This window comes from Enterococcus viikkiensis, from assembly GCF_005405345.1.
Taxonomy (GTDB): Bacteria; Bacillota; Bacilli; order Lactobacillales; family Enterococcaceae; genus Enterococcus_A; species Enterococcus_A viikkiensis.
Genome location: NZ_BJDW01000006.1, coordinates 128,713 through 155,259, shown reverse-complemented (window position 1 = coordinate 155,259; position 26,547 = coordinate 128,713). Strand labels below are relative to the sequence as shown.

The 26,547-nt window shown below is 37.3% G+C and carries 27 protein-coding genes; 20 read left to right on the top strand and 7 right to left on the bottom strand.

The features are described 5' to 3' along the window. The coding region (locus FFM67_RS05220; protein WP_174784460.1) for a transposase at positions 1-152 on the bottom strand (152 nt) is incomplete at its 3' end. 134 nt (positions 153-286) lie between these two features. Between FFM67_RS05220 and FFM67_RS05215 the strand changes: the two genes are divergently transcribed. Then, the gene (locus FFM67_RS05215) at positions 287-2,041 is read left to right on the top strand and encodes an LTA synthase family protein (protein ID WP_137613524.1); all 1,755 of its coding nucleotides are present in this window, start codon (positions 287-289) and stop codon (positions 2,039-2,041) included. Positions 2,042-2,199: 158 nt separating this feature from the next. Here the strand turns inward: FFM67_RS05215 and tagD are convergent, their stop codons facing one another. Beyond that, positions 2,200-2,604, bottom strand: a complete 405-nt coding sequence (gene tagD / locus FFM67_RS05210) for a glycerol-3-phosphate cytidylyltransferase (RefSeq protein ID WP_137613523.1) — start codon at positions 2,602-2,604, stop codon at positions 2,200-2,202. A gap of 2 nt (positions 2,605-2,606) precedes the next feature. Continuing rightward, positions 2,607-3,503 (bottom strand): beta-1,6-N-acetylglucosaminyltransferase, encoded by an 897-nt coding sequence (locus FFM67_RS05205; protein ID WP_170177989.1) that lies wholly within the window; start codon positions 3,501-3,503, stop codon positions 2,607-2,609. Positions 3,504-3,603: 100 nt separating this feature from the next. Here FFM67_RS05205 and FFM67_RS05200 point away from each other — a divergent pair, with 100 nt between their 5' ends. The 11 genes from FFM67_RS05200 to FFM67_RS05150 all read left to right on the top strand — a co-directional run bounded on the left by FFM67_RS05200 (position 3,604) and on the right by FFM67_RS05150 (position 14,196). Further along, positions 3,604-4,563 (top strand): NAD-dependent epimerase/dehydratase family protein, encoded by a 960-nt coding sequence (locus tag FFM67_RS05200; RefSeq protein WP_137613521.1) that lies wholly within the window; start codon positions 3,604-3,606, stop codon positions 4,561-4,563. A 16-nt stretch (positions 4,564-4,579) separates the two neighbouring features. After that, positions 4,580-6,010 (top strand): O-antigen ligase family protein, encoded by a 1,431-nt coding sequence (locus FFM67_RS05195; RefSeq protein ID WP_246042931.1) that lies wholly within the window; start codon positions 4,580-4,582, stop codon positions 6,008-6,010. Then, on the top strand, positions 6,000-6,950 hold the full coding sequence (locus FFM67_RS05190) for a glycosyltransferase family 2 protein (RefSeq protein WP_137613520.1): 951 nt from the start codon (positions 6,000-6,002) through the stop codon (positions 6,948-6,950). Before FFM67_RS05195 ends, FFM67_RS05190 begins: the two co-directional genes overlap by 11 nt. A gap of 622 nt (positions 6,951-7,572) precedes the next feature. Then, a complete protein-coding gene (mltG, locus tag FFM67_RS05185; RefSeq protein ID WP_371851565.1) occupies positions 7,573-8,778 on the top strand; it encodes an endolytic transglycosylase MltG in 1,206 nt (401 codons plus the stop codon). A gap of 95 nt (positions 8,779-8,873) precedes the next feature. Further along, entirely contained in the window at positions 8,874-9,353 is a 480-nt protein-coding gene (greA, locus tag FFM67_RS05180; protein ID WP_071860924.1) for a transcription elongation factor GreA, read from the top strand. Positions 9,354-9,660: 307 nt separating this feature from the next. Then, the gene (gene liaF, locus FFM67_RS05175; RefSeq protein ID WP_071860925.1) at positions 9,661-10,383 is read left to right on the top strand and encodes a cell wall-active antibiotics response protein LiaF; all 723 of its coding nucleotides are present in this window, start codon (positions 9,661-9,663) and stop codon (positions 10,381-10,383) included. After that, positions 10,380-11,480: a sensor histidine kinase gene (locus FFM67_RS05170; RefSeq protein WP_137613519.1), complete on the top strand. Its 1,101-nt coding sequence runs from the start codon at positions 10,380-10,382 to the stop codon at positions 11,478-11,480. The genes liaF and FFM67_RS05170 overlap by 4 nt, the downstream gene beginning before the upstream one ends. A gap of 67 nt (positions 11,481-11,547) precedes the next feature. Continuing rightward, on the top strand, positions 11,548-12,180 hold the full coding sequence (locus FFM67_RS05165; RefSeq protein WP_071860927.1) for a response regulator transcription factor: 633 nt from the start codon (positions 11,548-11,550) through the stop codon (positions 12,178-12,180). 102 nt (positions 12,181-12,282) lie between these two features. Continuing rightward, the gene (locus tag FFM67_RS05160) at positions 12,283-12,948 is read left to right on the top strand and encodes a potassium channel family protein (RefSeq protein WP_137613518.1); all 666 of its coding nucleotides are present in this window, start codon (positions 12,283-12,285) and stop codon (positions 12,946-12,948) included. 10 nt (positions 12,949-12,958) lie between these two features. Then, positions 12,959-13,252, top strand: a complete 294-nt coding sequence (locus FFM67_RS05155; RefSeq protein ID WP_137613517.1) for a HesB/YadR/YfhF family protein — start codon at positions 12,959-12,961, stop codon at positions 13,250-13,252. 11 nt (positions 13,253-13,263) lie between these two features. Continuing rightward, on the top strand, positions 13,264-14,196 hold the full coding sequence (locus FFM67_RS05150; protein ID WP_137613516.1) for a glycosyltransferase family 2 protein: 933 nt from the start codon (positions 13,264-13,266) through the stop codon (positions 14,194-14,196). Between the two features lie 11 nt (positions 14,197-14,207). Here FFM67_RS05150 and FFM67_RS05145 read toward each other — a convergent pair whose 3' ends face one another. Further along, positions 14,208-15,155, bottom strand: coding sequence for a phosphoglycerate dehydrogenase (locus FFM67_RS05145; RefSeq protein WP_137613515.1), 948 nt, complete (start codon positions 15,153-15,155; stop codon positions 14,208-14,210). 90 nt (positions 15,156-15,245) lie between these two features. Then, positions 15,246-16,061: a DUF1189 domain-containing protein gene (locus FFM67_RS05140; RefSeq protein WP_137613514.1), complete on the bottom strand. Its 816-nt coding sequence runs from the start codon at positions 16,059-16,061 to the stop codon at positions 15,246-15,248. Between the two features lie 160 nt (positions 16,062-16,221). On the opposite strand from FFM67_RS05140, the gene FFM67_RS05135 reads away from it, so the two are divergent. From FFM67_RS05135 to FFM67_RS05125, 3 genes are all read left to right on the top strand, one after another. Beyond that, positions 16,222-16,689: a GtrA family protein gene (locus FFM67_RS05135; protein WP_137613513.1), complete on the top strand. Its 468-nt coding sequence runs from the start codon at positions 16,222-16,224 to the stop codon at positions 16,687-16,689. Between the two features lie 72 nt (positions 16,690-16,761). Further along, positions 16,762-17,370: a superoxide dismutase gene (locus FFM67_RS05130; RefSeq protein WP_071860934.1), complete on the top strand. Its 609-nt coding sequence runs from the start codon at positions 16,762-16,764 to the stop codon at positions 17,368-17,370. 317 nt (positions 17,371-17,687) lie between these two features. Next, entirely contained in the window at positions 17,688-18,905 is a 1,218-nt protein-coding gene (locus FFM67_RS05125) for an LCP family glycopolymer transferase (RefSeq protein WP_137613512.1), read from the top strand. 45 nt (positions 18,906-18,950) lie between these two features. On the opposite strand, the gene rlmD is transcribed toward FFM67_RS05125, so the two are convergent. After that, the gene (rlmD, locus tag FFM67_RS05120) at positions 18,951-20,324 is read right to left on the bottom strand and encodes a 23S rRNA (uracil(1939)-C(5))-methyltransferase RlmD (protein ID WP_137613511.1); all 1,374 of its coding nucleotides are present in this window, start codon (positions 20,322-20,324) and stop codon (positions 18,951-18,953) included. A gap of 190 nt (positions 20,325-20,514) precedes the next feature. On the opposite strand from rlmD, the gene recX reads away from it, so the two are divergent. The 3 genes from recX (at position 20,515) to ntdP (ending at position 23,084) form a co-directional block, all read left to right on the top strand. Then, positions 20,515-21,312 (top strand): recombination regulator RecX, encoded by a 798-nt coding sequence (gene recX, locus FFM67_RS05115; RefSeq protein WP_137613510.1) that lies wholly within the window; start codon positions 20,515-20,517, stop codon positions 21,310-21,312. Beyond that, on the top strand, positions 21,305-22,456 hold the full coding sequence (mutY, locus tag FFM67_RS05110; RefSeq protein WP_137613509.1) for an A/G-specific adenine glycosylase: 1,152 nt from the start codon (positions 21,305-21,307) through the stop codon (positions 22,454-22,456). Before recX ends, mutY begins: the two co-directional genes overlap by 8 nt. A 94-nt stretch (positions 22,457-22,550) precedes the next feature. Next, positions 22,551-23,084: a nucleoside tri-diphosphate phosphatase gene (ntdP, locus tag FFM67_RS05105; protein ID WP_071860939.1), complete on the top strand. Its 534-nt coding sequence runs from the start codon at positions 22,551-22,553 to the stop codon at positions 23,082-23,084. A gap of 44 nt (positions 23,085-23,128) precedes the next feature. Here the strand turns inward: ntdP and FFM67_RS05100 are convergent, their stop codons facing one another. Continuing rightward, positions 23,129-23,563, bottom strand: coding sequence for a GNAT family N-acetyltransferase (locus tag FFM67_RS05100; RefSeq protein WP_137613508.1), 435 nt, complete (start codon positions 23,561-23,563; stop codon positions 23,129-23,131). Positions 23,564-23,639: 76 nt separating this feature from the next. On the opposite strand from FFM67_RS05100, the gene FFM67_RS05095 reads away from it, so the two are divergent. Continuing rightward, the gene (locus FFM67_RS05095) at positions 23,640-24,764 is read left to right on the top strand and encodes an AI-2E family transporter (RefSeq protein WP_071860941.1); all 1,125 of its coding nucleotides are present in this window, start codon (positions 23,640-23,642) and stop codon (positions 24,762-24,764) included. Between the two features lie 110 nt (positions 24,765-24,874). Then, positions 24,875-26,251: a hemolysin family protein gene (locus tag FFM67_RS05090; RefSeq protein ID WP_071860942.1), complete on the top strand. Its 1,377-nt coding sequence runs from the start codon at positions 24,875-24,877 to the stop codon at positions 26,249-26,251. Positions 26,252-26,547 lie beyond the last annotated feature (296 nt).

Sequence of the window (26,547 nt, the reverse complement as noted above, 5' to 3'; positions counted from 1 at the left end):
CCATTTCGATCATATTTTTCGTAGTCTAAAAAAGCAGTTAGCTCTGCTTGTAGAAGTGAATTAATCGCTCGTTCTAAATGATCCCGAAATAATTCATCTAAATCGCCTTTATTGAGTAGTGTTTGCATAATTTCTGTAGTAAAATTAGTCATGAGAAAGTCCTCCTATAAAATTTCGGTGTCGTAACTTTAATTTTACAGAATGGACTTTCTCTTTTTCTACCCTAAATTTCTATTTACACAAAATATTTTACGCTATCGTATTGACTTTGCGTCAAGCTCCTATAATGCTTAATGTAATTATAATAATGACTTTCTTTTTACTGTTGTATCTTCTCTCATTAAAATTCTGGTATGCTTTTTTCTTTACATTTTTTATAGATGTTATTTTGACAATCTCTAACATCATCAAAATAGAGCTTAGAGCAGAACCAATACTCCCGGCTGATTTGACAATGTTAAATGGTACAGGTGAGATTTTTAATATGATCAGCCCAGTTATTGTTGTGGTTGGAGTAGTATTATTAGTAATATTCACACTTACAAGTATAGTCCTGCAGCAAAAACTCAGTAAACTATATTCTATAAAAATTAGAAGAAAAAAAAGATTGATTGGAATAATGATGATGTCGCTGCTTTTTTCAGGAATATTCTGGATTAATCATCAAGGCTCAATTTCAAACACTATATTTAAGTTTTTTAAAGTGAACAATCTATTTTATGATCAAAAACAAGGAGCAAGAATGAACGGACCAATCATTCAATTTTTGATCAATATTGACATCACGGTGATGGATGAACCTGATAATTATTCAAAAGAAAGTATTGAAAAAATTATGAACAAATATAATGGTGAGGCTTTCAAAATAAATCAATCTAGAACAGATTGGTCTGAGGATCAAACAGTTATTTTTGTATTGAGTGAAAGTTTCTCAGATCCATTGCGTATTCCTAATATACAATTCAAAAGAGATCCTATCCCATACATTCGTAATTTAATTGATAGTACTACCGGTGGCTTAATGCTTTCTAGTGGATATGGTGGTGGTACGGCAAATATAGAGTGGGAAACATTAACTGGTCTGGACATGAGCAATCTTTCTGCTACATTGCCTACACCATACACTCAATTAGTCGATCGACAAAATTATTCTCCCAATATTACTAATCTGTTCGAAAGGAAAACAGCAATCCACCCTTATGTTGCTAATTTATACAAACGTAAAGATGTTTTTAGCAAATTTGGTTTTGATAACTTTTATCATGTGGATAGTGAGGATAAGCTTAAGTATACTGATAAAATTGGTAATAATCCTTATATATCAGATGAATCGGGATATAAAGAGGTTCTGAGACTAGTTAACGAAACCGAAAACAAAACTCATTTTATTCAGCTTTCTACCATGCAAAATCATTTACCTTATGAAAAAAATTATTATAGCACGTTGGATTATCCATTTGAGGGTAGTGCTATCAATGGCAATAACCGCGAAGCATTCACCACCTATCTGCAGGGAATTCACTATACAGACGAGGCAGTTAACGACTTCATTAAAAAAATTAATGAAATTCAAAAACCAATTACAGTAATTTGGTATGGTGATCATTTGCCAGGGCTTTTTAGTGAGAATAATTTAAAAAAATATGGTCTTTTACATCATGAAACAGATTATTTCGTTCTTAATAATAATTTTGGAACGGAAAAATTAAAAAATACGACTAACACAGAAATTATTTCTCCGTATAATTTTCCGGCTTTGGCATTAAAACAGGCCGGTATTAAAGTGACGGGTTTTTACGCTTTATTAACCAAAGTTCAAGAAATCCTTCCTTCGTCTACTACGGACCCTTCATCGAGTGAATCTAACACATATAATGGAGAAAAAGTATTTGTTGATCAGGATAATAAAATTATTAGATCGGACAGTTTAAACAATGAACAAAAAGAATTATTGTCAGACTATTTGACTATACAATATGATTTAACCGCGGGTGAACAATACTCAGCTAAATGGGCCATGAAAAAAATAGGATCGGAGTAATTATTCTTCATAGAAACTAAATAATTTATCTACAAACTAAGAAATACGATTATTAAGGTGGATTCTCATCTTAATAATCGTATTTCTTATATTATCTCTTAAAATACATAATATGAATCTTGACTGGTACCTAATAGCTAGACTTCTGTATGATAAAACTATTTAGTATGTTTATTTAAATCCTGTTTGATTTGACTAGTTGATATCTCAGGAGTTCTGGGAAGATAGATAACTTCAGCATTTGTATCATTGGCTAAGAAATCAAATTTCCCTTCCCAATCATTTCCCATAACAAAAGTATCAACATGATAATTTTGTATATCAGTCACCTTTTGGTCCCACCCATTTTCGGGAATGACTAGGTCAACATATCTGATAGCTTCAAGAAGTTGCTTCCTTTTTTCAAAACTAAAATAAGTTTTTTTCCCTTTTTCATTCCAATTAAACTCGTCTGTAGAAAGTCCTACTATTAAGTAGTCTCCATGTTCTTTTGCACGTTTCAATAAATTAATGTGCCCATAATGTAGTAAATCGAATGTACCATAAGTGATTACACGTTTCATAACTAAACTCCCTCTGTCTGATTCATAATAGTATTAATTAAATTATCCTTTAGATCATCATCAAACTTTCTAGCAAATAAAAGGTCGCTCGCTAGAATAGCTTTCTTGTTAGCTGTAGTTAATATAATGGGTCTACTATTTTGCCAAATAATAAAGCGTTGATTTCCTATTGAGCTATCATCGAAGTTTTTATAATAAAGACTATCTATAAAGGATGAATTTACGATTAAAGTTTGTAAAAACAATTCATCACAACATAATGTGTACTTAAATTGCTTTCTTATGTTTGGAATTTGTTCAACAACATACTTAGCGAAGTTGTTAGTTATGCTGAACCAATTTGAGCCCATTTGAAAGGTTATATTAGATTGCCTGATTCTACTCGTTTTTAATAATTTTTGAAACCTCAATAAAATACCATTAACTGCTCCATAAACAGTTTGTTTAAAGGTTCTTTTATCACCAACCATTTCCTGAAAAGGATAAAAGTATTTTACTCGGTCTAATTTAATTTCTGAAATATGCTCTTTTTGAAATTGAACAAACTCTTTCCCATTATGTAATTCAAAGAATGAGTGAAAATCTTCTTGATTTTTTAAAATCATATCAACACCAGATAGTAAATGGTAATAGGCATAATTTTTATTACTGTTTACTGCCATAGCTAATAATACAAGTTCACAGTTAACTTGGGAAAAGCCCCCCCAATTGACGCTAGTTCGCTGCGTAAAGTAAATTTTAGATTTATTAGGTATTGTTTTAAATTGAGTCTCTCTCAAATCTGATTTTTTATCAATATGGATGTATATATCATTATCTTCATGATCAATCTGTTTAATTAAATTGGTTAATAACTTAGGTTTATGATGAGCGATGATTAAAAAAGCATGCTTTGACAAGATAAGACCTCCATAACTAATATTTCGTTGTTAGTTTATCATTTTTTTGATAGAATTGATAGGAGTTATCGATGAATTAAAAGAAAAGGGGATACACTTAATGATAAGTAATAATACTATCCTAATAACAGGCGGAGCTGGATTTATAGGATCCACTTTAGCCAATCATTTAATAAAGAAGGAGAATAAAGTTGTAATCATTGACGATTTATCAATGGGAAATCTAGAAAATTTGGACAATTCTAAAAAAATTGATATAAATATTGATAGCATAACAAGTGAAACATTGCTAAGAAAAGTATTTTCTGATTATCAGTTTGATTATATATTTCATTTAGGTGCTATAGCTAGCGTTGCTGATTCAGTTGAAAACCCAACTAAAACACACGAGGTAAATTTTGAAAGTACTTTATTGATTTTAGAATTGATTAGAAAATCTCAAAAAAACTTGAAGAGGTTAGTTTTCTCATCTTCAGCAGCTGTTTATGGTGATGAGTTGACACTCCCAAAATCTGAAGATCACTCTGTAATAAGACCTTTAACCCCATATGCTGTTGATAAATACTCATCTGAAAGATACGTCCTAAATTATTATTCGCTTTATGGGATTCCTACAAGTGCGGTTCGATTTTTTAATGTCTATGGACCAAAGCAAAATCCAGCTTCACCTTATTCTGGTGTTATTTCAATTTTATTGAATACGTATAAGAAGTTCAAAGTTGATCCAACGGTTAAATTTAATGTTTTTGGCGATGGAGAGCAAACTAGAGATTTTATTTTTGTTGAAGATGTCATCTCGGCATTACAATTGGTAGCTACGTCCCCAAAATCATTGGGAGAAGTTTATAATGTTGGAACGGGAAATAGTACTTCGTTAAATGATATTATAAATATATTGGATAACTTATTGTCTCTGAAAATACCTGTAGAATACTTAAAAGCTCGAAAAGGAGACATAATGCATTCTTTTTCTACTATAGAAAAATTGAAGCAATTGGGCTTTTCTCCTGAATATGATGTATATAAAGGCATGAAAAAGTATTTAGAAAAAGAGTTCTAGTTTGGAGATAGTGAATATGGAAATGATTCAAAAGCGAATGTTTCAAGCAAAAGGTGCATACCTTCTTTATTTTGAAATAGTATTGATTCTGCGTGCGATTGGGCCGTATCTCTTGCTGCCGGGAATAATTGATACAATATTGTTTTGGTCTGCAGGTCTTTTTGGGATTATTTTAATAATAGTAGATTTTCTTATTAGTGTATGTAAAAAAAATATTTTTAAATATGATATGATGTTAGCTCTATTCATAGTGGTCATCTTGTTTTCAAGCGTTATAAATATAAAATATGGTTATTTTGAGAATATAAAGCTTTTAATGTGGCAGTCCATTTTTTTCTTTTTAGTATTTCAATTTTCTAAAGACTATGGATTTAATAAATATCATCAATATTTTGAAAGGGTATTAACCGTTTCTTGGTTTTTCATTATTGCTATTTCATTATGGTATTTTGTAGTTCAAAATGGTATAAAGATACCTATTGAATTTAAGTATTATCCAGTCAGAATTGGTTGGCTAGGTAATCGTCTTTTTGGTATTTTTACGGATCCTAATTTTGGGGCAGTAATTTCGGTGGTGGTTATTTTTATTGAATTAAAGAGATTGTTGAATGGTAAAAAAAAGCCATCTGTACTGAAAATTTTAATGATTATAAACATTGTATTCCAATACCTATTTATCATTTTATCAGGTTCTAGGACTGCATATATTGTTTTGTTAGCTATTACTTTCTTATATGTTTTATTTGTAATATTAAATAGGGGCAAGGGAAATAGAGAAGCAGTGTTTAATTTTAATACTATAAGGGCAGTATCTTTTTCTCTGATTGCTATTATTGGTTTGGTTATTGCTACCAACCTTACTGAGAAAGTAGTTGTGAGAATTCCTAAAATATATGCTACTGTCAGTATGAAACAAGATAGCCAGTCTAAACAGGTACAAGAAGAAGCACATGAAGAAATTGGACATCCTTCTTTGGAGAGGCCAGATACTTCAAGTAGTGATATATCTAATATGAGGTTTGATTTATGGGATAGTGCGATTCAAATTGCTAAAAAAAGTCCTTTAGTTGGTGGGTCGCCAGGATATTATATTCAATTTGCTCACGACAGATTACCTAATACTTTAATGGGTAGAGACAATTTGACTGCACATAATTTATTCTTTTTGGTATTGGCAAGTACAGGAATACTTGGAGTAATAGTATTTTTTGTGTTTATTATAAAAAGTATTTTCAAAGGTCTATTCTATTGTTTTAGTAAAAAGAAAAATTTAGTTATCGATAATTATTTTTATGAAATTCTTATTGCAGGAGCAATTGCTATTTCATCACTATTTATTACAGAGTTGGTGTTAGTAAGTACAATTGGAGCATTTTTGTTTTGGTCATCGGTGGGTCTATTTTATAATAAAAAGTTTACTATCTTAGGAGATAACAATGAACAATGAAAAAATAGCTATCCTCATTCCGTGTTATAACGAATCACTTACAATCAAGAAAGTAATCAATGATTTCCAAAAGGAGTTGCCGGAGGCTGATATCTATGTTTACGATAATAATTCAACAGATAATACTTATGAGATTGCACAAAGCGCTGGCGCAATCGTGAAAAAAGAACCGCGACAAGGTAAGGGAAATGTGATTCGCCAAATGTTTTTCGATATTGAGGCTGATTATTATTTAATGGTGGATGGTGATGACACTTATCCTGCTGAAAATGCTCAAGAAATGATTCTCTCATTAAGAGAGGGCAGAGCAGACATGGTGATTGGTGATCGTTTATCTAACGGGACCTATTTTAATGAAAACAAACGAGCGTTTCATGATTTTGGTAATAATTTGGTTAAAAATTCGATTAATCGTTTGTATAAAGCAAACATAAAAGATGTGATGACAGGATATCGTGGATTTAACCGGATGTTTGTCAAAAGTTTTCCTGTGATGAGCTCAGGATTTCAGATTGAAACGGAGTTTACGATTCATGCGTTAGATAAGCGGTTTAAACTAATTGAAATACCAATTGACTATCGCGATCGTCCAGAGGGCAGTGAATCGAAGTTAGATACGTATTCTGACGGGATAAAAGTTTTGCTGACTATCTTAAAAATGTTTAAGGATTATAAGCCGTTACTATTTTTTTCAATACTTAGTTTCATTTTCTTTGTGTTTGGCTTAATTTTTGGCATACCAGTGATTAATGAATTTATCCATACTGGTTTTATTACGAAAATTCCTTCATCTATTCTTGCATCTGGACTGATGGTCTTTTCGTTATTATTGTTAGTTACAGGGCTAATTTTAGATACAGTCGTAACAAATACTAAAAAAGAATATGAATTGAATTTATATCGGTTATATGAAAAATATAATCAAATAAGAAATCTATAAATTCATTAACTAAATAAATTTTACATTTCCCTCCTCTTTACTTTCATGTATAATGGTTAAAGTTATGACATGAAGTAAGGAGGAGTTGTTTTTGTCTGAGGATCAAAACCAACACTCAGAAGAGGGATCTTTTAAAGAGCAGATTATGCGGGCTTTAGAAGAGGGTCGCAACAATCGTGATGTTGATGCAACAAAAAAAACGCGAACTACGAATAGAACGTCTAAAAAAGAAGCGAAGAATAATGACGAAAATGATCTAGCATCGTCTTATGAGCGCTTATTTGGTAATAAGAAAAAGATGGATGAGAAAGCGGCAGCTAAGCAGTCTGAAATCACTGCTAAAGATACTCCTACAAAAGAGAGTGTTCCTTTAGCGGATAAACTTGCCCCTTCAGCAACAGAATCTATTCCTAAACCTAGTGGACATTCTAAACGTAAGCTAAAGCAAGAAGAAAAAATTAAAAAAAATACGACTGCTGCGAAAAAACAGCAGCGTGAGACTTCCATAGAAGCAAGTAAGAAAGCGGGAGCAGTTTCTGCGGATTCAAAAAAGATGATGAACAGTAATCTATTAGCAGAAAACAAAGAAGGCAAAGCTAAAGAAACCTCAAAAACGAGTCAAATGAATGAAGAAGAACCATCGATCTTCCATCGAATTAGCGAAAAATTTGAGGAATTGCATCATATGGAAGATGACTATGAAGGTGATTTAAGTGAGGAGAGCAACTTGAAACGAGCAGAACGTCGCAAAGAAGATCGAGTCGTGCGAAAGATCGTTTATATTTTAACGATTGGTATTTTAATTGTTGCCGGAGTTTTAGCAATTTCTGGTTATAATTATGTGAGTGCCGGATTGAAGCCGCTTGATAGAAATGATAAAAAATTGGTACAAGTAGAGGTTCCTAGTGGATCGTCAAATCGTCAAATTGGTGATATCTTAGAAGATGGGGATGTCATTCGTGATGGCATGGTTTTCAACTTCTATACAAAATTTAAAAACCTAACAAATTTTCAGGCGGGCTATTATCAATTTTCGCCTAATATGACGTTGGATCAAATTAGTAAAGAATTGCAGCAAGGCGGCAGCGCCGAGCCACTGGATGACGCGTCTAAGTTAACGATTCCGGAAGGCTACGATGTCGATCAAATTGCGAGTCTTGTAGCGAAGAAAACGGACTTTAAGAAGGAAGATTTCATCAAGGTTATCAAAGATGATAAGTTCTTTGATCAATTAAAAGCTCAGTATCCTGATTTATTAACCGATGCTGGCAATGCTAAAGATGTTCGTTATCGTTTAGAGGGTTATCTATTCCCAGCGACATATAATGTTCATAAGAGTAAGAGTCTTGAAGATCTAGTGACTCAGATGGTTGATACAACCAATCAAGTATTGACACCTTATTATAGTCAAATCAAGGAAAAAGGCATGACAGTTCAAGAGGTTATGACCTTAGCATCACTTGTGGAAAAAGAAGGGGTCACTCAATCAGACCGTAAGAATATCGCGCAAGTCTTCTTTAATCGGATCGCGACAGGGATGCCATTGCAATCAGATATTTCGATTCTTTATGCGTTAGGTGAACACAAAGAGTTTGTTTACAACAAAGATTTGGAAGTTGATTCTCCATACAACTTATATAAGAATACTGGTTATGGACCTGGTCCGTTCGATAATCCAAGCCAGGAAGCTATTTTAGCGGTTCTTGATCCAACTGATAATGATTATGTTTACTTTGTTGCAGATATTTCGACTGGAAAAGTTTATTATGCGAAGACGTATGAAGAACATATGGAATTAGTTGAAAAATATGTCAATAAAGATAAATAAACAATTTACAATACAGTAATTACGTGGTAATCTTTTGTGGATTAAATCTATAAAGGATTACCTTTCGTAATTTTGTTGATTGAAGGAGAAGAAAAATGGTAGAAAAAGCATATCCAATGACTCTAGAAGGGAAAGAAAAGCTAGAGCAGGAATTAGAAGAATTGAAAACAGTAAAACGTGGTGAGATCATCGAGAGAATTAAAATTGCTCGCAGTTTCGGCGATTTATCAGAGAACTCTGAATATGAATCGGCTAAAGATGAACAAGCCTTTGTTGAAGGACGTATTGTAACTTTAGAAAATATGATCCGTTTTGCAGAAATTATTGATAACGAAAACGTCGATTCAGATGAAATCTCGATCGGTAAAACAGTCACGTTTGTTGAGTTACCGGATGACGAAGAAGAAGAATATACAATCGTCGGTAAAGCGGAAGCAGATCCGTTGACTGGTAAAATCTCAAATGATTCGCCAATCGCGCAAGCATTGATTGGCAAGAGTGTTGGCGATGTCGTAACGATCGCAACACCAGGTGGAAACATGGATGTCAAGATCGTCAAGGTCGAACAAAACTAAAACCATAAGAGAGACGCTAGCCGTCTCTTTTATTTTGCGAGTTTTTCTTCTTGCTTTAGCAAGTTAGAAAAATCGTATGCGTACGAAAATAAACAGTTTTCCATTTTTTTAAAAAGTATTCAATAAAATGAGCTAGCCGTCTGTTTTTTTTTCAATTGTAAAATGCAAACGATTTTATTTGAATCTATTGATAGAGCATCAAGCTTTGAGGATGGAATCGTTTAGGTTGCGACTTAAGACCGATAGTATTCCTCGAAAAAAGAAAGTAGAATAAATGTAAATAAAAAGGTTGGGAGGGGATAATAGAATGAAAAATCCATGGCGCTTTTTCATTGTGATTGAAGCCCTGCTTGCAATTTTCTTACTATGGCAGTTATCTGCAAACCCAGCGATGCTGATTATGCTGATTTTTGGTGCATTGAACATTTATTGGGCATTAAGAAAAGATCGACGTAAAAAATTTCAATTAATTTTAGGTTCGGTTATTTTGATCATCTGCTTAGTCAATAGTCCGGCGACTTGGCTAATGTTGATTTTTGCGGTTCTCTTTTTAGGACTGAAAGGTTTTGAAGTCGCAGGAATTTCCATGCCGAATCACTCTTTCAAAAATAAAAAAAGTATTGTAATGGTAGAAACGACAGAACCTGTCGGTCATAACGGTGAGCGAAAAAAACAAAGCTGGATCGGCAATGATCGTATTGGCACGCAAGTTTTTGAGTGGGACGATATCAATGTCGCGATTTTAGCCGGTGATACGATCGTTGATCTTGGAAATACTTTATTACCAAAGGAAGATAGTATTGTGATCGTTCGTAAGGGCTTTGGCCGGACACGGATTTTGGTTCCATATGGTGTCGGGGTTCTTTTTGAACATGCCACATTGTATGGTAAGGTGGATTTTGAAGATGACCAACAGGTTCTACGCAATGAAACATTGAAAATGTATAGCGAGGATTATGATGAAAGTGCGCGGCGTTTGAAGATCGTCACGAATACACTCGTTGGAGATGTCGAGGTGATTCGTGTATGATGGGGAAGTATTCCCGTTTACAAATCTCGCTCTATTCTGGATTGGTTTCTTTCTTACTGATCTTGACGACGCTATTCTTGTACATGTATGCCATCGGTAAGAAGCAGATGATAGCGCAGCTTTTTGCGGCGCGAGTGTTCTATATTCCGTTATTCATTCATATTATCGTGATTGCTTTGACGGTTAGTGGCGTAGTTTATTTTTTAGTGACTTTTTTAGAAAAAAGACAGCTAGGAAAAATCGAAGAGAAGCTTCAAAGTTTAGCTTCTGGAAACTATGAGCAGCCCTTCTTAGATGTAAAAATTTCGCAAAATCAAGAAATGCTTTTAGTCGATCACGATATCAAACGAATCAAAGAAAAATTGGTTAGTATGTCGCGGGAGTTGCAGCAATTAAGCAGCTTGCCTCAAATGGTGGACGGGACGACGCGTGAAAAGATTCTTGAAGAAGAACGGCATCGCTTGGCGCGGGAGCTCCACGACTCCGTTTCTCAGCAACTGTTTGCGGCCATGATGATGATGTCTGCGTTAAATGAGCAATCTCAGCAATCCGAAGAGTTGGAGCCCTACAAAAAACAGCTAGCGATGGTAGCGGATATTATCAATGCAGCCCAGTCTGAAATGCGTGCATTATTGCTACATTTGCGGCCAATCAGTTTAGAAGGCAAGAGTCTAAGACAAGGGATCGAGCAATTATTAAAGGAATTACAAACGAAAATTCAAATCCAATTGAAATGGGATGTACAGGATATTCAAGTTTCTGCTAGCATTGAGGATCAATTATTCCGCGTTGTCCAGGAGCTATTATCCAACACCTTGCGCCATGCTAAGGCGAATGAATTGGAAGTCTATTTGAAGATCGTTGGTCAAAATATTTTATTGCGAGTCATTGATGACGGGGTCGGCTTTGAAGAAAAAGATGAACATGCAGGTAGCTACGGTTTACGAAATATTCGTGAACGAATCGCCGGTGTGGGTGGTTCAACGAAGATAATCAGCTTTAAAAGTCAAGGAACTAGCATCGAGATCAAAGTTCCGGTAGTGAAGGATGCTGCCGCTTCTTTAGAAAATGATGTCCCTGCAGGATCGCCTGAGTAGTTGGCTTAGTTAGGTGTCCGAGATCAGCAAATGATGTGTTAAAAGAATACGAACAAGGAGGCAGAGGATGATACGAGTGTTACTAGTGGATGATCACGAGATGGTTCGTTTAGGCGTTTCTTCTTATTTATCCATCCAGAATGATATAGAAGTTGTTGGGGAAGCGGAGAATGGTGAAGAAGGCTATGAGAAAGCGCTGGCTCTTCGACCGGATGTGATCCTGATGGATTTAGTAATGGAAGTCATGGACGGCATCGAGTCTACCAAAAAAATCTTAAAGGATTGGTCAGACGCCAAAATTCTGATCGTAACTAGCTTCATTGATGATGAAAAGGTCTATCCAGCAATTGAGGCGGGGGCCTCAGGCTATCTATTGAAAACCTCAACGGCCCATGAGATCGCGAATGCAATTCGAGCGACCTTCAAAGGGGAGCGGGTTTTAGAACCAGAAGTGACGACCAAGATGATGGAACAGCTTTCCAATCGTAATCGCCATGTCCTCCATGAAGAACTAACCAATCGGGAGCAAGAAATTTTACTCTTGATTGCCCAAGGAATGAGTAATCAAGAAATTGCTGATGAATTGTTTATTACTTTGAAAACCGTAAAAACACATGTTTCTAATATTTTGGCTAAGCTAGAAGTTGAGGATCGCACACAAGCAGCAATCTATGCCTTTAAACACGGGTTGATAAAATAGAGGGTTCATCTCTGTTTTATTAACCCGCTCTTTGTTATACTTAAAAAGATATCGTGAACAGAGAGTGCTGAATTCACGAAAAAGAATAATAGGAGAGAGCGCATGAAACAAAGTTTTGCAATTATTGGATTGGGAAGATTTGGTGGTAGTATTTGTCGGACTCTGATCGAATCAGGACAAGAGGTGTTGGCCATTGATAGTAGTGAGGATCGAGTAAACGAATATATGAATATTGCGACCCATACGGTTGTGGCGAACGCACAAGACGAAATGACATTGCGTTCTTTAGGAATTCGAAATTTTGATCATGTCATCGTAGCGATCGGTGAAGACATTCAAGCCAGTATCTTGGTCACGTTAATGGTCAAAGAGATGGGGGTGCCCAATATTTTGGCAAAGGCCCAAAACGAGTACCATGCGCGTGTACTGGAAAAGATTGGCGCGGATCGCGTCGTTCATCCGGAGCGAGATATGGGGCAGCGGATTGCTCATAATTTAGTTTCTAAAAATATTTTAGACTATTTAGAGTTGTCCGATGAATTTTCTTTGGCAGAAATTAATGTAACCAATCGAAAATTCTATGGCAAAACGTTAGACGAGCTAGATTTTCGTCAGCGTTTCGGCTTAAATATTGTCGCCATTCGTCGGGACAAACAAGATCCGATTGTCGTACCTGCGGCGGACGAAGTCGTTCAAAAGGACGATCATTTGGTGGTAATCGGCCGCGATGAAGATGTCGATTATTTAGACGAGAAAATGAATGGATAGGTGAGTAGTGATGAAATTAACGATTACCTCAAAAGCACAAACATGGTTTAAACAAGAGCTTGAACTAGCTGAAGGTCAAGGTATTAAATTTTATGGAAAAGTTTATGGCAAGACACAGGTTCATGACGGTTTTTCTGTCGGTATGGCAGTGGACACACCTGAAAGCCCATTAATTGAAGAAAATGTTAATGGTATGCTGTTTTTTATTGAAGAAGCAGATGAGTGGTTTTTTAAAGGCTATGATCTAGTGGTTGATTACGATGAAGAATTAGATGAACCGAAGTATGAGTTTAACCAAGCTTAGGAGTGACCTGAATGATATCAATAATAGTCCCTTGCTTCAATGAAGAGGAAGCCATTCCGCTTTTTTTCGTCGAGATGGAAAAAATAAAAAAACAAGTATTACAAGATTTTGAGTATATTTTTGTGAACGATGGATCAAAGGATCGAACACTAGAGGTTTTGCGGCAGCTTGCAAGAGAACATGATTTTGTTCGGTACATTTCTTTTTCCAGAAATTTTGGCAAAGAAGCTGCTCTATATGCTGGTTTACAAGCATCAAAGGGCGAACTAGTTACTGTGATGGATGTTGACTTGCAGGATCCTCCTGAGCTTTTGCCGCGTATGATCGAAATGATCGAAACTTCAGACATCGACTGTGTTGGAACACGTCGTGCCGACCGAACAGGAGAACCTCCGATAAGGAGTTTCTTTGCCAAAAAATTCTATCAGTTAATTAATCGGATCAGTGATACGGAAATGGTGGATGGTGCGCGGGATTATCGTTTGATGACCCGTCAAATGGTGGATGCAGTGTTGGAGTTGACGGAACACAATCGTTTTTCGAAAGGCTTATTTAGTTGGGTAGGCTTTAAGACAGAATACATCTCTTTCGAAAATCGTGAACGAACGGTTGGCGAAACATCTTGGTCTTTTTGGAAATTGTTTAATTATTCGATTGACGGGATCGTTAATTTTTCTGATGCTCCATTAAATATCGCTTCTTTTGTCGGTGCCTTTTCTTGCGTCGCTTCAGGCATTGCAATGCTGTTTATCATTATTCGCGCCTTGGTCTTTGGTGATCCTACCGCAGGCTGGCCATCGCTCGTGACGATCATTCTTTTTATCGGTGGCGTACAGCTCTTGTGTATTGGCATCATCGGGAAATACATTGGAAAGATTTTCATGGAGACTAAGAAGCGTCCTGTCTATATTGTGAAGGAAACCGAAAAAAAGTTGGACGACTAGTCCAACTTTTTTTAATACCCACGTTTTAGCTCTACTTGGTTTTCAGACAGTGAACCATCGGCTACATAGCTTTTCAGATTGGCTAAAAAGATTTTCATAAATTTATTTTGAAAATCAACGGTTAATCCAGAAATATGAGGTGTAACTAGCACATTCTCTAATTGCCATAGGGGACTTTCTTTAGGTAGTGGCTCTTCTTCAAAGACGTCTAATGCGGCAAAAGCAAATTGCTTTGCTTCAAGTGCGGTGATCAATTCTTTTGTATGGAGAGTATCGCCCCGACCAACGTTGACAAAGATGGCGGACTCTTTCATATTTTCGAAAATGTGGCTGTTGAAAATGTGATAGGTTTCCTGGGTTCCCGGCAGGATTCCTACGACGATATCCATTTCAGGGACAATTTTAGCCATATTTTTAATTGAGTAAGTTTCTACGAATCCGTCGGCTGGATGGCCTGTGGTATTGATTCCATAAATATGAACACCTAAGCTGCGAATGGATTTGGAGAGCTGTTGTCCAATATGGCCAGTTCCAACGACTAGTAAATTTTTGCCGGCCAGTTGATCATAATGAATATTTTCCGGCTGCCAGCTGTTTTCTGCCTGATTTTTTACAGCTTGATTTAAGCCGCGATAATAGCCCAACAATGTTCCAATGATATGCTCGCTGATCGAAAGGGCATGGATCCCACTGCTATTAGATAATAAAATAGCTTGCTGAGCAAAGGTGTCTAGAGGTAAATAATCTACCCCGGCTGAGATGGATTGGACCCATTTTAAGTTTTTACTGTCTAAGAGTTGTTGGCTGAATTGTTTTTGCCAACCAACGGCGATTTCAACTTTAGCGAACTCGCTATCATTTAACTCTGTTTTGATTTGATAATCGGGAGCAATGTCTCGGATTTGTTGAATAAATTCTGTTCGAAATTTTTTTTGTAAAAAAATAATTGGTTTTTCCATAGTCCGCTCCTCATTTCTTTTTTTGCTGCAAATCTTTGGTTTATTCTAACAAAAAATACGAAAAAAAACTGTTTACGGAATCGTAAGCAGTTATTTGTTCGGTAATTGAATTTGCGGGAAATATTTAATGATTCGCAAAAAGATGAATAGGCTAATGAAGGTAACCAGGATACTTGAGTCAAAATTCGGCTGAAAAAGTAAAATAATGGTTGCTAAAATCGTTGGGATCGTAGCGCAGAAGATAATCGTTTTGAAGCATTTGAAAAAGGTGATTCGTCTTAAGCGTAGCTTAGCGACGATCATGCCGGCAATGCCTGCAAAAACTAATGTGACAAATAGGTTAATGAAGGAAGGATAAAGTCCTGCTAACAACATAACAATTGGTGTCCATACCGGTATTTTTAAATCTTTAAGTCCGGCCTTTAATTTTTCACCGGTCATATTTTTCAAAGGCTCTTGCTTGTAAGAAAATTTCAATACATTATCACCAAACATCGCGGAGCTAACACCGCCGTAGTCGGGTAGAACTAACAAGGCTTCGTTTTTTAAGAGACCGACACTGAAATAATTTCCCACTAAATCTTTTTCGACATCCTGTTGACTGCGTTTACCAGCGGGATCAAAGGTAAGAATGACCGAATTGGTCTGATAAATAAAGCCTTTTTCAGGTTTTGCAGTTTTGATTTCACCATTTTCGATTTCAAAATCAGGAATTTTTTGTACGATCTTTAAGCTGTCTGATTTGATTTGATCCATTACTTGGAGTGCTTGATAGACGGTAGGAATCGCCAGCAGCAGACTCAAGCCTAAGAGATAGATAATAGATTTCCAAAAAGGGGTATTTCTCGCATTCTTTAGTTCTTCGAAACGAAAAAGGGATCCCTTGATTAATTGACGAAAAGTCATGTGATCGCTCCAATCTGTATACAAGAGCCATTGTATCGAAGTAAGCTTGAAATAACAAGCTGATCCGTAAAAATGTAAAAAGATTCAAAGAAAGAATTGACTATTTTTTCTAGCTCCGCTATCTTACTTTAAGAAGAGACGAATAGGAAAGTGAGTAATTATGAAAAGCTATCATCAATTTAAAAATTATCTTGAAGCAAAAAGATTATGGGAAGTCTTTGTCTATTTGTTTTTTGGCGGGTTAGCAACGGTTGTAAACATCGTTACTTTTGCATTGGCGTATCAAATTTTTCATTTTAATTGGCCAATCTCTAATGCTATTTCCTGGATTTGCTCGGTTCTATTTGCTTTTGTAACAAATAAGCTGTGGGTCTTTCAATCAAAGACAGCGGGCTTTAAAGCGTTAACTTGGGAATTTAGCAAATTTTTATTTGCCCGGATTCTTTCTTTTGGCATGGATATGGCTTGTATGTATTTATTCATCGACATGCTACACACAGGGAATCTAGTCGCTAAGCTCATCACTCAAGTAGTCGTCGTAGTAGCCAATTATATTTTCAGTAAGGTATTTATTTTCAAGAAGGTAGAGGTTATCGAGGAGGAGAAAACGAATTCTTCACCACGCTAAGCATATGTTTTGAAGATAGTTGCGTTGTTTGATACAGTTAAAATGTAAGATATTTTAAGGAGGAATTGAACAATGGCTTATACTTTACCAGATTTACCTTATGGATACGACGCTTTAGAGCCTTATATCGATGTTGAAACGATGCACTTGCATCATGATAAACACCACAACACGTATGTGACTAACTTAAACGCTGCGATTGAAAAATATCCAGAATTGGCAGAACAAACAGTAGAAGAACTAGTAACGAATTTAAGTGAAGTTCCTGAAGATATTCGGACAGCTGTCCGTAATAACGGGGGCGGTCACGCAAACCACAGCTTCTTCTGGAAAATTATGGCGCCAAACGCTGGCGGTGAACCAACAGGTGAGATCAAAGCAGCCATTGATGAAGCGTTCGGCGGTTTTGAAAAAATGAAAGAAGAATTCAAAACAGCTGCAACCGGTCGTTTTGGTTCTGGCTGGGCTTGGCTAGTAATCAATAATGGCAAACTAGAAATCACTTCGACTGCCAACCAAGATAGTCCATTAACAGATGGCAAAACACCGATTATTGGTTTGGATGTTTGGGAACATGCCTATTACTTGAAATATAAAAATGTTCGTCCAGATTACATCGCCGCTTTTTGGGATGTTGTTAACTGGGATCAAGCGAATAAAAATTTGGCAGCGGCTAAATAGTTGATTATAAAGATGCTTTCGAGCATCTTTTTTTGTTTTGCTCATTGTATTAATAAGGATGGTAATCAAGCTATTCATTTTTAATAAAAGTTTAAATTCTATATTGAAAAAATACTTTCGACGATAATTAAGAAAGGATAGCTTGTAAATTCTAGGAATCTTCATAATTTTATGGTATAAATCGGTTTCATAGAGTAGAATTTTAGTTATTGCTTTTTTAAATTTCTGTTATATAAAATTATTTTTTTTGGTGTTGGTTGAACCAAAAGTCGTTCTATGAGAAAATAAACCGTAAAAAATGTTGATTGAGGTGCGCGATGAGTCGTTGGAAAAAAGTGATTGTTGGATTATTAGTCCTCTTAAATTTATTTGTAGGGGGCATTACCTATTATGCTGTCCAAGTAACAAATGATGCGAGTAAAATGGTTGATAGCATTCGTCAAACTGTTAAACGAACCAGTCTGAAGCGTGAGAGCGGAGAAAAACCGAATATCGATAACGCAGAACCATTTTCCATATTGCTTGCGGGGATTGACACGGGCGACCTAGGTCGTTCAGATCAGGGCCGTTCAGATAGTATGATGGTAGTGACGATCAATCCTAAACAGAAAAAATCCACAATCGTCAGTCTTGACCGCGACATTTTAACGAAGATCGTTGGTTATGGTACCAATGACAAGTTGAATCACGCCTATGCCTTTGGCGGTGTCAAAATGTCGATGGACACGATTGAAACGCTGTTAGATATTCCGTTAGACCATTACGTCTCAATCAATATGCGAGGTTTGAAGGATTTGATCGATGCCGTTGGTGGGATCGAAGTAAATAATAAGATTGATTTCACTTTAGATGGTATTCATGTGGCAAAAGGAAAGCAGAAGCTTGATGGGGAAAAAGGCTTGGCCTACGCCCGGATGCGTTACGAAGATCCTGAAGGAGACGTTGGACGTCAACGTCGCCAACGTGAGGTTGTAACCAAAATTTTACGTAAGGCTATGTCAATCAACGGCGTAGGAAATTACAAGAAGATCCTAAAAGCCGTCGAAAAAAATATGCGAACGGATTTATCATGGGATGATATGATGGATATCGGTACAAACTATCTACCAGCCTTTGATACGATCAAACAGAAACAATTGGTTGGTAAGAGTCAAATGATCGATGAAATCTATTATCAAATTTTAGGTACGAATGAATTGTTAGATATTCAAAATACCTTGAAAAAACAATTGGACAAACCAACAGCCAGCACGTTGCCAAATCTAAACCAGGAAGATGCCAACAGCTTGTTTTACGACGATTCAGATGGCAAAGCTAGCGAAGATACGAGCCAATTTGCTCCTGGCTATGACAATCCGAACAATTATGATACAAGTGGTAATGGCTACCAACAAGGTAGTGATACTACTCAAAACGGCGATCAAACGCAGTACGATCAAGGTTATACTGATCCAAATCAAGGTTATGGTGGTGCTACCGATCCAAACGCAGGTCAACAAAGTGATCCTTATGGTCAACCAGCTGTAAATTATTAAAATAAGCAAAAGGAGCTAAGATAATTTAATCTCAGCTCCTTTTGCTTATTTTCTAGTTAATTTCACGACGACTTCGCAACGGGCGGTTTGTGGGAACATATCAACCGATTGTAAATAGTCTACCTGATAAATATTTGCGAGGCTGACGAGGTCACGTGCCAGAGTAGAAACATTACAGGAAATGTAGACCATCTGGGGACTCGGCGATTCTTGGATCGCTTTTAACAACTGATTGTCTAAACCGGTCCGAGGCGGATCTACGACGATGGCATCTGGCGCAAATCCTTCCTTTAACCATTTTGGTAACAAACTTTCAGCGGTTCCAACTTCATAATGAGTGTTTGTCAGGTTCATTGCTTCCGCATTCTTCTTAGCATCATCGATCGCTTGGGGAATGATATCCATGCCCCGAACTTCTTTCGCTTGTTTGGCTAATGAAAGCCCAATCGTTCCAACACCGCAATAAGCATCGACAATTGTTTTAGGCGTCGCCAAATCTAAAGCATCGATTGCTTCTTGATAAAGCACCTTTGTCTGTTGCGGGTTCAATTGGAAGAAGGCACGAGGCGAAAGCTCAAAACTCACTTCGTTGATTTTTTCATTAATGACTTCTTTGCCCCAAAGATGGAGCGTCTCATCTCCCATGATGACAGACGTTTTTTTGTCTTGCACATTTTGCATGATCGAAACGATCTCTGGCAACCGATTGGTGATCTCGCGGATCAAGGCGTTTGCTTGCGGCAATTTTTTGGTTTTGGTAATCAGGACTAGCTGGACTTCGCCAGTCTCGATACCGATCCGCACCATCAATGTCCGGAGAATTCCTGAGTTCGTGCGTTCGTCGTAAATTGGCAAATCATATTTTGTCAAAAGTTTTACGACGGTATTGATGACTTTTTGAGTCGTCGGTTCTTGTACGAGACAATCTTTAATTGGAACTAGCTGATGGGATTCCGCTTGATAAAGACCAGCTTCAACTTGCTTAGTCTTCTTATTTTGGCGTAATTGAAACTGAGCCTTGTTCCGATAGTGCCACGGATCGTCCATTCCTAAAGTGTCACGTAATTGGAAAGCTTGATAACCGGCTGGCTTGAATTTTTCCAGTGCCTGACGCAATAAGTCTTTTTTAAAGTCTAACTGCTTGGAGTAAGCTAAATGTTGCAATTGGCAGCCACCGCATTCTTCGTAAACTGGACACGGAGGTGTGACACGATCAGGACTTTTTTTGGTGATCTTTACTAAGGAGGCTTCCGCAAATCTTGGGGTCGCTTTAGTGATCCGGGCGACCACCGTTTCGTTTGGTAAGGCGCCGGTTACAAAAATAATCAGCCGTTTGTAATAAGCGATGCCTTCACCGTTAATGCCAAGGCGTTTGATTTTTAAGGTCAATGTTTGGTTCGGTTTTAATTGAACAGCCATGAGGCAGCTCCTTTCTATTTATACAAGTTGCTAGTGATAATTGGACAAGCTAATGAATCGTTTTTATCAAGCGCAATTTTTTTTATGTTTTCAAATGGATTCAATCCATTTGGCTGGCATTATTTTAGCATATTTTTAGTGATTGGTTGGGTTTCTATGATAGAATTAATTTTTGCGAGGGGGAGTCAGCATGATGACGGTAGTAAAAATCAGCCAAGGGCGTGGCCCTTTTTATAAAGTAGAATTTTCTAACGGCGAAACGCTGCGTTTATCGGAAGATACTGTGGTTCGCCATCGATTACTGAAAGGTCAAGAATTAGATGAGAAACTTCTGGCTGAGATTAAGCGAGAAGGTAAAGAAGATATGGGCTATCAAATGGCACTAAACTATTTGAGCTATCAACTACGAACGGAAAAAGAAATCCGAACGTATTTAAAGGATAATGAAATTGAAAATGATGACCGCAATAAAATCGTCACTCGCTTGAAGGAAGTCAAGCTAGTCGATGATCTGGTCTACGGGGAGAGTTATATTCGTACCCAAATGCGGCTTGGCGATAAAGGGCCACGAGTCTTACAACAAAAATTAAAGCAAAAGGGCCTGAAGGAAAATGATATTCAGCAAGCTTTGTATTTGTATGAAACTGATGAACAATTTCAGGTGGCGCTTCACACGGCCAAAAAGTCCTTGAAAAAATTTCATCACCATAGTCAACGAGAAGTTCGCCAAAAAGTCCAACAGTTGTTAATGACCAAAGGCTTCAACAGTGATATGAGTAAAAATGTTTTGGCTGAACTGGATTTTTCCGAGGTGGAAGAACAGGAAAATGACGCTCTTGAAGTGCAAGGGGAGAAATTATGGCGCAAGAATCAACGCTTTGAACCCGCCAAACGGCGCCAAAAGGTCAAACAAAGCTTATATCAAAAAGGCTTCCAATTAGATCAAATCGACACGTTTATTCGTGGAAAAGAGAAAGCTGATGAGTAAGGGCTGGGAAAATTGGACAACGAAAGAGATTGCTGAATTACAAGCTGACTTCTTGGCGTGGTATCAACAGGAAAAACGGAATCTGCCATGGCGCTATAATCATGATCCTTACCGGATTTGGATTTCGGAGATTATGCTGCAACAGACTAGAGTCGATACGGTGATTGATTATTTTTATCGCTTTATGGAAGAATTTCCGACAATCGAAGCGTTGGCAGTAGCACCAGAGGATAAATTGTTGAAAGTTTGGGAAGGTCTAGGCTACTATTCTAGGGCGCGTAATTTACAGGTAGCGGCGAAGCAAATCATGGAAGAGTTTGACGGTGATTTTCCAACAACAGTCGAAGCAATTCGTTCGTTAAAAGGGATCGGACCCTATACGGCAGGGGCAATCAGCAGTATTGCTTTTGAGATTCCTGAGCCGGCAATTGACGGTAATGTCATGCGAGTGGTCAGCCGCTTATTTTGTATTGAAGAAGATATTGCCAAAGCCAGCAGCCGTGGTGTTTTCGATGAGGCGATGCGAACAATCATCAGCCCGACTGAACCGGGCGATTTCAATCAAGCCATGATGGATCTAGGGTCAAGTATTTGTATTCCTAAGAGCCCCCAATGTGAAAGCTGTCCAATCCAAAACTATTGTCAAGCCTACAAGGAAAATCGCCAAACCGATTTTCCCATCAAATCGAAAAAACAAAAGCCTAAAGATGTGTATTACGTCGCTGGTATTATTGAAAATAACCAGCAGGAATTTCTTTTACAGCAGCGGCCAGAGTCAGGCTTGTTAGCCAATCTGTGGTTGTTTCCATTAGAAGAATTATCGGAAACTCGCTTTAAAGAATTGCAAAGTCAATATGCTCCCGAAGCTTGGGATTTATTTTCTAGCTCGCAAGTGGCTGAAGACAGTCCGGAATTTTTCTCAGGGCAAGCAGTTATTTGGCAGAAAAAAATCATTGGTGAAGTCAAACATGTCTTTAGTCATCTGCGCTGGCATATCCTCGTTTTTTATGGACGCAGCAGCACACCATTGACTTTACAAGGCACTTGGGTAAAGCCAAATGATTTTCCTAAGTATGTTTTTCCAAAGCCCCAACAAAAAATGTTGGAAGTTTTTGAAAATAATCGCAACGACGACAAAGATTAGTAGGCAATCTTAGATTTTATTGCTATAATAATTCTGATGTCGGTGTGATAACACCCAAACAAATGCGGAGTTTTCCGCTGAGGGAAGGGTAGCTATGGGAGTTCCAAAAGAAGGAGAGTTTGTGACCATCAAAAGTTACAAACACGACGGCAGTTTGCATCGAACGTGGCGGGATACCATGGTATTAAAAACAAGTGAGTGTTCACTGATCGGCCTGAATGACCACACTCTGGTCACAGAATCAGACGGCAGAAGATGGGTCACTCGCGAACCAGCGATTGTTTATTTTCATCAAAAATACTGGTTCAACATAATAGCGATGATACGAGAGAAGGGAGTTTCTTATTATTGTAATCTGGCTTCACCCTATGTATTAGATGACGAAGCGTTAAAGTACATTGACTACGATTTAGATGTCAAGGTTTTTCCTGATGGGGAAAAACGATTGCTCGACGTTGATGAATATGAAGCGCATAGCCAACAGATGCATTATTCTAAAGAAATTGATTATGTTCTAAAAGAAAACGTCAAGATCTTAGTGGACTGGATCAACAATGAAAAGGGGCCTTTTTCCCAAGGCTATATTGATATTTGGTATGATCGCTACAAGCAATTGTCGCGGAAGTAGAAAGAAACTGCTGATGAGAGTCAGCAGTTTTTTATAGTTCCTATTTATACTTCCTTTTTCATATGCACATGATCAATCCCAGCATCTTGAAAGACTTCACCATAAGGAACATAGCCCAATTTTTGATAAAAGTCCTGAGCGGTCAATTGTGCGCCAAGTTCAATGACTTTGAAATGTTGTTGCTGCGCAAAGGCTTCGGCTTCGGCGATGATTTCTCGGCCATAATTTTTCCCACGAAAGTCTTTTAGCACAGCCATCCGTTGTAACTTGAATGTTTGCTCGTCAAGCGGCAACAAACGAACGGTAGCTGCTGGTTTTTCTTCATCCGTATAAAGGACAAAATGGACCGAATAGGCTTCGTTGCCATCAATTTCTAAATTGGCCGGTACGCCTTGTTCCTGGACGAAGACTTTTTGGCGAATCCGAACAGCATCTAAATAAATCTCGCTCATCGTATCCTTAGTAATTAAAATTTTCATAATGACACCTTCCTCAAGGGGATTTTTCTCCACATGATGTATACTATAAACCAAATCTAAAAAAAGGAGTAGATGGATGTTTGAGAAAATTAGAAATTCAAAATTAATGTTTTGGTCTGTGGAGATTTTGATTATCGCCACCTTTATTTTGGTCTCATCAAAAATCGATTTTATTTTTCAACCGATCGGAACATTTTTTACGACGCTATTTGCGCCGATCTTGATTGCCGGCTTTTTGTATTATTTATTGAATCCGCTGGTTAATTTATTAATGAAATTAGGTGTGAAGCGGCTACCGGCGATCGCGCTGATCTTCATTTTATTGATTGCTATCATTGTATTAGTTTTTATGAGTGTTATTCCAAATTTAGTTGATCAGTTGGTTTCTTTGGCGAAGAATATCCCCGGTTTTGTCAACAATATGCAAACGTGGCTGCAGGAAGCGGCAAATAACGCCACTCGGTTTCCACTTTTTAAAGAATTGGATGTCGATAAGTATATTAGTAATTTTGATGTATCAGCGGGAAATCTGCTGCAACAATTTCTAGGCGGGCTAACCAATAGTTTAGGCTCTTTGATTGGGAAAATCACGACAGTCGTTTTACTATTGATCACGGTTCCGTTTATTCTTTTTTACATGCTGAAAGACGGTGAGAAACTAGTACCGAATGTTGAGAAAGTGTTCCCTGAAAAGCAGCGGGAAAACATCAAAGGCTTATTGAAGCAGTTGAATAAGACCTTATCCGATTACATTAGTGGCCAAGCAATCGAGTGCTTATTCGTTGGAACCTTTACTTTTTTAGGATACTTATTAATTGGTGTTGATTATGCCTTTTTATTCGGTGTGATTGCCGGTTTAACGAACTTGATTCCTTATTTAGGTCCTTATCTTGGATTAGCGCCAGCTTTGATCTATACCTTCTTTGATTCACCTTATAAAGCATTATTATGTGTGATAGTGGTTATCATTGTTCAACAGATCGACGGCAACGTGATTTATCCTAATGTCATTGGCAAGTCTTTAAATATTCATCCTTTGACGATTATTTTGATCTTGTTAGTTGCTGGAAATTTGGCGGGCATTCTAGGTGTCTTTCTAGGCGTGCCGGTATATGCGATTTTACGGACGATCATCGTCTTTATCGCAAAAATCTTTAGACAAACGAAACAAGAAGAACGGGAACAGGAATTTTTAAGTTAAGGATCGGTCACGCTTGATAAAGATTGCATAAAAACAATCGATGTGATACGATTTTATTGTGGCCTTTGTGCCACTTTTTTTACACTTTAAATTAAGGAGCGAATGCAATTATGAATGCTGACCCCGATAGTCAGTCGTTAATTTTACAACTAAGTTTATTAGTCGTATTAACGTTAATCAACGGATTTCTAGCTGCGGCTGAAATCGCGGTGGTGTCGGTCAATAAAAACCGGGTAGAACAAAAAGCGGATGAGGGAAATCCCAAGTCGAAGAAATTATTGCAGATTATCCATGATCCAAATAATTTTTTATCAACGATCCAAGTTGGGATTACTTTAGTAAATATCTTGTCAGGGGCATCTTTGGCAGATGGATTGTCTGCTCGTTTGGCACCAGTTTTAGGCGGTAGTGCGGTAGCCAAGACTCTAGCTACTGTAATCGTCATGATATTATTGACCTATGTTTCGATTGTATTTGGAGAATTGTACCCCAAGCGGATTGCCATGACTAAAACAGAGGAAGTTGCTCAGTTTACTTCCGGTGTTGTGCGCATGCTAGGAATAATTACAAAACCATTTGTTTGGTTACTGACGGCTTCAACCAATCTTTTGGCGAAAATCACGCCAATGACTTTTGATGATGAAGACACGAAAATGACTCGTGATGAAATGCGATATATGTTAGAGACAGAAGGCGTATTGGATAATGACGAAATCGAAATGCTTCAAGGCGTTTTCTCACTAGACACCAAAGTTGCTCGCGAAGTGATGGTTCCACGGACAGATTCGTTTATGATCGATATCAATGATCCTGTATTGGAAAACATCGATGAGATCTTGAATGAAAGTTATTCAAGAATTCCCGTTTACGATGAGGATAAAGATAAGGTAGTCGGAATTTTACACACGAAGACCTTGTTAAAATCAGCGCGTCAATTCGGCTTTGAAAACGTACAATTGCAAAAAATTTTGCAAGAACCGTTATTTGTACCAGAAACGATCTTCATTGACGATCTACTTTATGAATTAAAGAAAACTCAAAACCAAATGTCGATCCTCTTAGACGAGTATGGCGGTATGGTAGGGTTAGTAACCCTTGAAGATTTATTGGAAGAGATCGTTGGCGAAATCGACGACGAATCTGATGAAGTCGAAAAACTGTATGAAAAAGTTGGCGACAACGAATACTTAATTAACGGCAAAATGCTGATTGACGAGTTTAACGAAGAATTTGGGCTAAACTTGCATATGAGTGATGTCGACACGATGGCGGGCTACTTGATCACCGCCTTAGGAACGATTCCTGACGAAGGTGAGAAGTTGTCCTTTGATGTGGATGATTTAACTTTGATCTCAGAAGAAATGGAAGGCTCTCGCGTCTTGACCTTGCGAGCGATTTTCCATCCTGAAGAGCATGAAAATGCCGAGCCTGAAGAGGAACGTCGTTTATTTACGAAAGACTTCGATGACGACGAACCAAGACGCTAACAAGGACAAAGAAAACATTCTGCGTAGCAGAGTGTTTTCTTTTTGTAAACTCTTGAAGGAAAGTATAAAATTTCAAATGAATAAATCGCTTTACAGCAGGTATATCCATGTCTGGCTTCACGAACTAGCTTTATCGGCAATAAGCCAAATGATTTCGAAATTTGAGCGGCACCAAGTAGGAACTGTTCAACATCAAAGTTAAAACTTTGTGTTTCTGAGTCATTTATCAAAAGTTTGTTCTGATTGCTCAGCGGATTCCTAATTAGGGAATCATTTTTCCAAAAACACAAAAAATG

Bases quoted from the DNA above. Each gene is read 5' to 3' on its own strand.
- FFM67_RS05215 (WP_137613524.1), top strand. From the start codon at position 287: ATGCTTAATGTAATTATAATAATGACTTTCTTTTTACTGTTGTATCTT.
- tagD (WP_137613523.1), bottom strand. From the start codon at position 2,604: ATGAAACGTGTAATCACTTATGGTACATTCGATTTACTACATTATGGG.
- FFM67_RS05200 (WP_137613521.1), top strand. From the start codon at position 3,604: ATGATAAGTAATAATACTATCCTAATAACAGGCGGAGCTGGATTTATA.
- FFM67_RS05195 (WP_246042931.1), top strand. From the start codon at position 4,580: ATGGAAATGATTCAAAAGCGAATGTTTCAAGCAAAAGGTGCATACCTT.
- FFM67_RS05190 (WP_137613520.1), top strand. From the start codon at position 6,000: ATGAACAATGAAAAAATAGCTATCCTCATTCCGTGTTATAACGAATCA.
- mltG (WP_371851565.1), top strand. From the start codon at position 7,573: ATGAATGAAGAAGAACCATCGATCTTCCATCGAATTAGCGAAAAATTT.
- greA (WP_071860924.1), top strand. From the start codon at position 8,874: ATGGTAGAAAAAGCATATCCAATGACTCTAGAAGGGAAAGAAAAGCTA.
- liaF (WP_071860925.1), top strand. From the start codon at position 9,661: ATGAAAAATCCATGGCGCTTTTTCATTGTGATTGAAGCCCTGCTTGCA.
- FFM67_RS05170 (WP_137613519.1), top strand. From the start codon at position 10,380: ATGATGGGGAAGTATTCCCGTTTACAAATCTCGCTCTATTCTGGATTG.
- FFM67_RS05165 (WP_071860927.1), top strand. From the start codon at position 11,548: ATGATACGAGTGTTACTAGTGGATGATCACGAGATGGTTCGTTTAGGC.
- FFM67_RS05160 (WP_137613518.1), top strand. From the start codon at position 12,283: ATGAAACAAAGTTTTGCAATTATTGGATTGGGAAGATTTGGTGGTAGT.
- FFM67_RS05155 (WP_137613517.1), top strand. From the start codon at position 12,959: ATGAAATTAACGATTACCTCAAAAGCACAAACATGGTTTAAACAAGAG.
- FFM67_RS05150 (WP_137613516.1), top strand. From the start codon at position 13,264: ATGATATCAATAATAGTCCCTTGCTTCAATGAAGAGGAAGCCATTCCG.
- FFM67_RS05145 (WP_137613515.1), bottom strand. From the start codon at position 15,155: ATGGAAAAACCAATTATTTTTTTACAAAAAAAATTTCGAACAGAATTT.
- FFM67_RS05140 (WP_137613514.1), bottom strand. From the start codon at position 16,061: ATGACTTTTCGTCAATTAATCAAGGGATCCCTTTTTCGTTTCGAAGAA.
- FFM67_RS05135 (WP_137613513.1), top strand. From the start codon at position 16,222: ATGAAAAGCTATCATCAATTTAAAAATTATCTTGAAGCAAAAAGATTA.
- FFM67_RS05130 (WP_071860934.1), top strand. From the start codon at position 16,762: ATGGCTTATACTTTACCAGATTTACCTTATGGATACGACGCTTTAGAG.
- FFM67_RS05125 (WP_137613512.1), top strand. From the start codon at position 17,688: ATGAGTCGTTGGAAAAAAGTGATTGTTGGATTATTAGTCCTCTTAAAT.
- rlmD (WP_137613511.1), bottom strand. From the start codon at position 20,324: ATGGCTGTTCAATTAAAACCGAACCAAACATTGACCTTAAAAATCAAA.
- recX (WP_137613510.1), top strand. From the start codon at position 20,515: ATGATGACGGTAGTAAAAATCAGCCAAGGGCGTGGCCCTTTTTATAAA.
- mutY (WP_137613509.1), top strand. From the start codon at position 21,305: ATGAGTAAGGGCTGGGAAAATTGGACAACGAAAGAGATTGCTGAATTA.
- ntdP (WP_071860939.1), top strand. From the start codon at position 22,551: ATGGGAGTTCCAAAAGAAGGAGAGTTTGTGACCATCAAAAGTTACAAA.
- FFM67_RS05100 (WP_137613508.1), bottom strand. From the start codon at position 23,563: ATGAAAATTTTAATTACTAAGGATACGATGAGCGAGATTTATTTAGAT.
- FFM67_RS05095 (WP_071860941.1), top strand. From the start codon at position 23,640: ATGTTTGAGAAAATTAGAAATTCAAAATTAATGTTTTGGTCTGTGGAG.
- FFM67_RS05090 (WP_071860942.1), top strand. From the start codon at position 24,875: ATGAATGCTGACCCCGATAGTCAGTCGTTAATTTTACAACTAAGTTTA.